This window comes from Nocardioides sp. (assembly GCF_050699375.1).
Classification (GTDB): domain Bacteria; phylum Actinomycetota; class Actinomycetes; order Propionibacteriales; family Nocardioidaceae; genus Nocardioides.
In genome coordinates this window covers 1-7,599 of record NZ_JBOHDN010000023.1, presented here as the reverse complement: position 1 = coordinate 7,599, position 7,599 = coordinate 1, and the positions used below count along the sequence as shown (strand labels likewise).

At 68.8% G+C, this 7,599-nt stretch carries 6 protein-coding genes; 5 read left to right on the top strand and 1 reads right to left on the bottom strand.

Annotated elements, in window-relative coordinates; all coding sequences use genetic code 11:
* Positions 1-1,073 (top strand): UvrD-helicase domain-containing protein (locus ACRDPS_RS01010; protein WP_431499752.1); only part of this gene is annotated, 1,073 nt, incomplete at its 5' end.
* A 331-nt stretch (positions 1,074-1,404) separates the two neighbouring features.
* Here the strand turns inward: ACRDPS_RS01010 and ACRDPS_RS01005 are convergent.
* Entirely contained in the window at positions 1,405-2,049 is a 645-nt protein-coding gene (locus ACRDPS_RS01005) for a nucleotidyltransferase domain-containing protein (protein WP_431499751.1), read from the bottom strand.
* A gap of 72 nt (positions 2,050-2,121) precedes the next feature.
* Between ACRDPS_RS01005 and ACRDPS_RS01000 the strand changes: the two genes are divergently transcribed.
* The 4 genes from ACRDPS_RS01000 (at position 2,122) to zwf (ending at position 7,444) form a co-directional block, all read left to right on the top strand.
* Complete coding sequence (locus tag ACRDPS_RS01000; RefSeq protein WP_431499750.1) at positions 2,122-4,062, top strand: anthranilate synthase family protein; 1,941 nt, start codon at positions 2,122-2,124, stop codon at positions 4,060-4,062.
* Positions 4,059-4,652, top strand: coding sequence for an anthranilate synthase component II (locus tag ACRDPS_RS00995; RefSeq protein ID WP_431499749.1), 594 nt, complete (start codon positions 4,059-4,061; stop codon positions 4,650-4,652). The genes ACRDPS_RS01000 and ACRDPS_RS00995 overlap by 4 nt, the downstream gene beginning before the upstream one ends.
* Entirely contained in the window at positions 4,649-5,896 is a 1,248-nt protein-coding gene (locus tag ACRDPS_RS00990; protein ID WP_431499748.1) for an anthranilate synthase component I family protein, read from the top strand. Before ACRDPS_RS00995 ends, ACRDPS_RS00990 begins: the two co-directional genes overlap by 4 nt.
* Before the next feature lie 90 nt (positions 5,897-5,986).
* Positions 5,987-7,444 carry a glucose-6-phosphate dehydrogenase gene (gene zwf, locus ACRDPS_RS00985; RefSeq protein ID WP_431499753.1) on the top strand — a complete coding sequence of 486 codons (1,458 nt, stop codon included), beginning with the start codon at positions 5,987-5,989 and terminating at the stop codon, positions 7,442-7,444.
* The last annotated feature ends 155 nt before the right edge of the window (positions 7,445-7,599 follow it).

Sequence of the window (7,599 nt, the reverse complement as noted above, 5' to 3'; positions counted from 1 at the left end):
AGGTCTTCGACGACGAGATGCTCGACAACCCGGCCTTCCTCGAGTTCGCGGCAGCCTGGTGGCCGCCGCTCGCCGCCCGCGAGGTGCTCGGCTGGCTCCGCGAACCCGACTTCCTCGCCCGCGTCTCGGAGGGTGTCCTGACGTACGACGAGCAGCAGCTGCTCCTCAAGTCGTGGGCCGGCCGCGGGCTGACCGACGCGGATCTGGCCATCGAGGACATCCCGCTGCTCGACGAGCTCCGGTACGCGATCGGCGACGTCCCCGAGCAGCCCGCCGACGAGCGCGACCAGGACGCGAGCATCGACATCGCCGAGCTGATGACCGCCTCCGACCGGGAGTTCTCCTCGGGGCGTGGCTGGCGGCCGCCGACCTACCGGATCGACGACGACCCGTTCGCCCACATCCTCATCGACGAGGCCCAGGACCTCACCCCGATGCAGTGGCGGATGATCGGCCGCCGGGGACGTACGGCTTCGTGGACGATCGTCGGCGACCCCGCGCAGTCGTCGTGGCCGGTGCCCGCCGAGTCCGCTTCCGCTCGGGCGACGGCGCTGGAGGGCAAGGCCGTCCACGAGTTCCACCTCTCCACGAACTACCGCAACTCGGCCGAGATCTACGCCTTCGCCGCGGACTACGCGAAGCGGGTCGGGCTCGACGCGGACCTGCCCACCGCGGTCCGCTCCACCGGTGTCGAGCCGCAGGTCATCGAGCACGCCGTCGACCTGGAGAAGGCCACCCGCGAGGCCGTCGCCGACATCGCCGCCCAGGTCGCGGGCACGGTAGGCATCGTGGTCCCGGTCGCCCGGCGCTCCGAGGTCAACTCGTGGCTGGCCTCGTGGACCGAGTTCGCGGCCGATGCCCCCACCGCCGCCGCCTCTGCCGCCGACCCGACCTCGGTCCCCTCGGGCGAGGACCGCATCGTCGTCCTCACCGGCCTGGACACCAAGGGCCTCGAGTTCGACGGCATCGTCGTCGTCAGCCCCGACGAGATCGAGCGCGAGTCCGCCACCGGCCGCGCCACCCTCTACGTCGTCCTCACCCGCGCCACCCAGCTCCTCACCACCGTCTCCTGACCACTGATCGCCGAGTCGGCGCTACTGTCCCAGGATTCGGCGCCGAGTCGGCGCTACTGTCCCAGGATTCGGCGTCGAGTCGGCGCAACTGTCCCAGGATCCGGCGTCGAGTCGGCGCTACTGTCCCAGGATCCGGCGTCGAGTCGGCGCAACTGTCCCAGGATTCGGCGTCGAGCCGGCGCTACTGTCCCGAACCGATGAGACAGTAGCGCCGACTCGGGGCGCTGGGGTGGGGCAGATGCGCCGACTCGGGCTCGTACGGTGAGACATTTGCGCCGACTCGGCGTGCTGGGGTGGGACAGTTGCGCCGACTCGGCGATACGGGGTGCGGCTAGAGGGCAGAGATCCAGGCGTGGTCGGGCAGGGTCTGCTCGAGTGACCGGCGAAGCCAGTGCCGGCTTCGGTCGTCGAGAAGGGGCGCGGTGTGGTCGAAGTCGAGCTGGTCCTTCTTCCGTGGGCCGGGTGCCTTGTAGAGCAGCTGGATCTCGGGCTGAAGGTAGCGGATCCCGTCGCGCTCCCAGAGCGCGTCGGTGATCGGCATCCGGACCGATTCGTCGCGCCGGTAGACCCACTCGTCGGCTGTGCCAGGGTTGAGCAGGAGGTCGTACTCCCAAGGGTCTTGCGCGCTCCGCCGCGTCCAGATCTGCCCCTCCGTCTCCCAGAGCACGTCGTCGGCCGGTCCATCGCTGTCCTCGTCGGGGAGGAGGGGCCGAAGCGCCGTGGTGCCGGCGGCCCAGGCGTCGAAGGTGCCGGCCAGGTGCTTCCGCAGCATCGGCAGGTCGCTGCGGAGCACGCAGGTGTCGATGTCCTCGTGCTCGCGACGTACGCCGGTGAACGCCTCGATCGCCCAGCCACCCGCGATCCACCAGGTGCCCGGATAATCTTCGAGGAGGGCGGCGACGTCAGCCGGAGTATGCGCCGCCCAGGGCCCGTAGAGCCGCTCGAAGTCGTCCTTGCTCAGGTCGTTGACGCCCACCCGCGAAGCCTAGGGACGATCACCATCCGAATCGAATGGGATTCGCCCGAGCGCGCGGATTAGGCTCCTCTCATGACGACCAACAGCCCTGCCAAGACCGCGATCGAGGAGATCACGGGGCACGAGGCGTGGGCGATCATCCGGCGCTCGTCGCGGGCTGGTGACCGGGACACGGTCGGCATGCTGGCGGGCACGAGGTCTGTGGTCGAGTCGCTGCTGGACGTACCTCTCGAGGAGGGCGTCCCGGAGCCGGGGAAGGTGGCCGACCGGCTGCTCGCGGTGCCGTTCCGGCAGGTGAGCGAGCGGGGCTTCGAGGCTCACGACGACGGTACGCCGCTGGTGGTCGTCGATGTGGAGCGCGAGTGGGAGTTCTCCGTCGCCGAGGTGCTCGAGGCGCTGCCGGACGTCCCGGTCGAGTTCACCGATCGCGGTGGGTTCGACATCGACGATGACACCTACGCCGACCTGGTCAAGACCGTCATCAACGACGAGATCGGCCAGGGCGAGGGCGCCAACTTCGTGATCGGCCGCCACTATCGGGCGCAGCTGGACGACTGGAACCACGAACGCGCGCTGACCGTGCTGCGTCGTCTTCTGGAGCGCGAGCGCGGGGCGTACTGGACCTACTGCTTCTTCACCGGCGACCGCTACCTGATCGGCGCGAGCCCGGAGCGGCACGTGAGCGTCCACGGCGGCGACGTCCGGATGAACCCGATCTCCGGCACCTTCCGGCTGCCCCGGGACCTCGAGGGGAGCCCGGAGAAGATCGCCCACGATCTCAAGGGGCAGCTGACCGACTTCCTGAAGGATCAGAAGGAGGTCTACGAGCTCTTCATGGTGGTCGATGAGGAGCTCAAGATGATGTGCGACATCTGCGACCAGGGCGGCCAGGTGCTCGGGCCGTTCCTGAAGCCGATGTCGCGGCTGATCCACACCGAGTATCTGTTGGCGGGTCGCTCGGGGCGGGACCCGCGCGAGATCCTGCGCGACACGATGTACGCCGCGACCGTGACCGGATCCCCGGTGGAGAACGCCTGCCGGATGATCAAGAAGTACGAGCCGGAGGGCCGTGGCTACTACGCCGCTGCGCTCGCGCTGCTCGGCCGTGACGAGTCCGGGGCGCCCACGGTCGACAGCCCGATCGTGATCCGCACCGCCGACGTCTCCGTCGACGGCCGGCTCAAGGTCAGCGCCGGGGCCACCCTCGTGCGGGACTCCGACGCGGACTACGAGGTCGCCGAGACGCACGCCAAGGCGGGCGGGATCCTGTCGGCCTTCGGGCTGGTGCCGGCCGCACCGGCGCTCGCCCAGGACGTCTCCGAGCTGGTCAACGACGAGGACCTGCTGCTGACCCTGGCCGCCCGCAACCGCCGGCTGTCGTCGTTCTGGCTCACCGACCAGGGCGACGAGGAGCCCTCGGCCCACCTCGCCGGCAAGCATGCGGTGATCCTCGACGGCGAGGACGACTTCGTACGCATGCTGCGCCACGTCTTCCGGGTGCTCGGCATGACCTCCTCGGTCGTCCGGCACGAGGACTATGAGGCCGGCGCCTTCGAGGGGGCCGACCTGGTCATCGTCGGCCCCGGCCCGGGCGACCCGCGTGACGGCTCTGATCCGAAGATGGCCAAGCTGCGCGCCGCTGTCGGGTCGCTGCTCGAGACCGGGCAGCCGTTCCTGGCGGTCTGCCTGGGCCACCAGGCGCTCTGCCACCAGCTCGGGATCGGGCTGCACTACAAGGACATCGTCTTCCAGGGCACCCAGACCCGGGTGGGCGTCGGGTTCGGAGGTCGGCCGCGGCGTGAGCGGGTCGGGTTCTACAACACCTTCGTCGGACGGGTTGGCTCCACGGAGCTGCCCGCGGGGGTGTCGGTGGATGCTGATCCCGAGACCGGCGACATCCACGCCGTCTCCGGGCCGCACTACGCCGGCATCCAGTTCCACGCGGAGTCGGTCCTCACCGAGCGCGGCTACGACCTCATCCACGACGTCGTCAGCGATCTGCTAGCGCAATGAGCAACGTCGTCGTGGTCGACCACCACGACTCGTACGTGTGGAGCCTCGTCCACATGATCGCGCAGGTCAGCGGTGTGATGCCGGATGTCGTCGAGCACGACGAGGTGAAGCTCGGCGACCTCGCGGCCTACACCCACGTGGTGCTCTCGCCCGGGCCCGGCCACCCTGGTGATCCGGCGGACTTCGCGGTCGGGCGTGACGTACTCCTTGCCGCGGAGCGGCCGGTCCTCGGCGTCTGTCTGGGGATGCAGGGGCTGGTGACGGCGTACGGCGGCGTGGTCGACCGGATCGAGCCCGCGCACGGTGAGGTCGCGAGCGTGACGCACGACGGCCGCGGCGTCTTCGCGGGCATCCCGTCTCCGCTCGAGGCGGTGCGCTACCACTCGCTCGCGGCGGTCTCGGTGCCCGATGTCCTGGAGGTGACGGCTCGGTCCGAGGACGGGGTCGTGATGGGCGTACGTCACCGGTCGCTGCCGCTGGAGGGTGTGCAGTTCCATCCCGAGTCGGTGCTCTCCGAGCACGGTACGCAGATGGTCGCGACCTTCTTGAACCAGCAGAGCCTGGGCCGGCCGATCTCGAGGGTGCGATGAGCGTCGAGGAGCTCTTCGCCGAGGTGGCGGCCGCGCATCCTCGGTGTGTCTGGCTCGACGGCGGTGGCGCGCGAGAGTGGTCGGGGACCAGGTCGCTGGTCGGTTGGCTGGAGGACGATGATGTGTCGCTGACCTACTCGGCCGCGCGCCGTGAGGTGCGGCGGCACGTCGGCGGGCGGTCCGACGTGGTCGGGGACGACATCTGGCACGTGCTGGAGAGCGAGGTGGGGCCGGGCGAGCAATGGTTCGGATACCTCGGCTACGCCTGCCGACCGGACCTCCCGGCCACCCCGTCGGCAGACATCCCGGACGCGGTCTGGATGCGGCCCTCGCATGTGCGGCTGTTCCACCACGAGCAACCGGTACGACGGGACGTTCTTGTCGGTTACCCGCAGGTAGACCGACAAGAACGCCCCGCCGTACCCGCGGCGTACGCACGAGCCTTCGACCAGGTCCAGGAAGCGCTCCACGCCGGCGACACGTACGAGGCCAACCTGACCTATCGCACCGCGATGGACACCCCCGCCGACCCGGTGGAGACCTACCTTCGGCTGCGGAGCATCAACCCCGCCCCGTACGCGGGCTTCCTCCAGCACGACGTCGAGGACCACGAGGCGTGGTTGCTGAGCTCCAGCCCCGAGCGGTATGCCCTGATCGACGCCGACCGCGTCATCGAGACCCGGCCGATCAAGGGGACGACGCCGAGGGGAGCCACCGAGGCGGAGGATTCCGCCAGCGCGGAGCTGCTGCGGACCGATCCCAAGCTCCGCAGCGAGAACCTGATGATCACCGACCTGCTCCGCAACGACCTGGCGATGGTCTGCGAGCCGGGGTCCGTGGAGGTGCCCGGGCTGATGCAGGTCGAGTCCTACCCGAGCGTGCACCAGCTGGTCAGCACGGTCAGAGGGCACCTGAGGGACGAGGTCACCACGATCGAGGCGCTGCGCAGGCTCTTTCCCGCCGGGTCGATGACCGGCGCCCCGAAGCTGCGCACGATGGAGGTCATCGAGCGCGCCGAGCGTGACCTGGGCGGGCCGAGGGCGGCGTACGCCGGGGCATTCGGCTGGATCTCCGGAGACGGGCCCGCCGATCTGGGCGTCATCATCCGCACGCTGACGACCCACGACGCCGACACGTGGCAGATCGGCACGGGCGGCGGTATCACGGTCAGATCCGACCTGGTCGAGGAGGCCGCCGAGGCGCGGCTTAAGGCCGATCGAGTGCTCGCGGCACTCGGCAGATGATCAGGAGGGTGAAAAGACGGCGACACGTTGGGGCTGCGGCGACATGTCTATTGGATCGTTCATAAAACGAGGACTACCGTGGAACACATCATGGCGATCACCGACGACAAGGCCCTTCCTCACGTCATCGTGCTCTTCGGCGCGACGGGGGATCTGGCGCGCCGAAAGCTCCTTCCCGGCCTGCTCAGGCTCCACGAGGCCGGGCTGATGATGGACGCTCAGATCGTCGGCACCTCCCTGGAGGAGATGCCCGACGAGGAGTTCGTGGCGTTCGCGCGCGAGGGGTGCGAGGAGTTCGGCAAGGGTGACATCACCGACGAGCGCTGGGCGCCCTTCGCGGAGATGCTCTCCTACGTCTCGACCAAGGAGGGCCCGCACGCTCTCGCCGATGCGGTGAAGCTGGCCGAGAAGAAGCTCCAGGGTCTCGGTCGTGACGTACGTCGTCTCCACTACCTCAGCGTGCCCCCGAAGGCAGCCCAGAATGTGATCCGCCAGCTCGAGGAGGCCGACCTCGTCGAACGTTCGCGGATCATCATGGAGAAGCCCTTCGGCACCGACCTGGAGTCGGCCGTGGAGCTCAACGCGAAGATCCACGAGGTCTTCTCCGAGGAGCAGATCTTCCGGATCGACCACTTCCTCGGCAAGGAGGCCGCGCAGAACATCTTGGCCTTCCGCTTCGCCAACGGTCTCTTCGAGCCGATCTGGAACCGCAACTTCATCGACCACGTCCAGATCGACATCCCCGAGACGCTGGGGCTGGAGGGACGCACCGCGTTCTACGAGGGCACCGGCGCCTACCGCGACATGGTCGTCACCCACCTGATGCAGGTGCTGGCGTTCATGGCGATGGAGCCGCCCACCTCGCTGGCCCCCGACCCGATCGGCGAGGAGAAGAACAAGGTCTTCCGCTCGATCCAGCCGCTGGAGCCGCGCAACGTCGTACGCGGGCAGTACTCCGGCTACCGCGGCAAGAACGAGGTCGCCGACGACTCCGACACCGAGACCTTCATCGCGCTGAAGGTGACGATCGACAACTGGCGCTGGGCCGGCGTGCCGTTCTTCCTGCGCACCGGCAAGAAGCTCGCCGAGGGCGCGCGGATCATCTCGATCGCGTTCAAGGAGCCGCCGCTGACGATGTTCCCCTCCAACTCCAACGCCGGCACCCAGGGCCCCGACCACCTCACCTTCGACCTCGCGGACCTGTCGAAGATGTCTCTGTCGTTCTACGGCAAGCGCCCTGGTCCCGGCATGAAGCTGGAGAAGCTCTCCATGCAGTTCGCCACGCAGGAGACCGACTCCTCGACCGGCGTCCTCGAGGCGTACGAGCGCCTCATCCACGACGCCATGCGCGGCGACCACACCCTCTTCACCACCGCCGAGGGCATCGAGACGCTCTGGAAGATCTCCCAGCCGCTCCTCGACAACCCCCCGCCCGTACGTCTCTACGCCCCCGGCTCCTGGGGCCCCAACTCGATCCATCAGCTGATCGCCCCCCACGCCTGGCGCCTCCCCTTCGAGCGCTCCTGGCGCGAGACGAAGAAGCCCTAGCCGAGAAGTCACTTCTGCAGGCCGAAGCGTCGGGAAGGTCAATCGGTCTAAGCAACGTGGACTCAGGCTGCTGAGGCTAGCAAGTGGGCCATGCGTTGTGCTGGGGTCTCTAGGTCGAGGGTGGGTCGGGGTCGCTGGTTGAGGGTGGCTGCGAT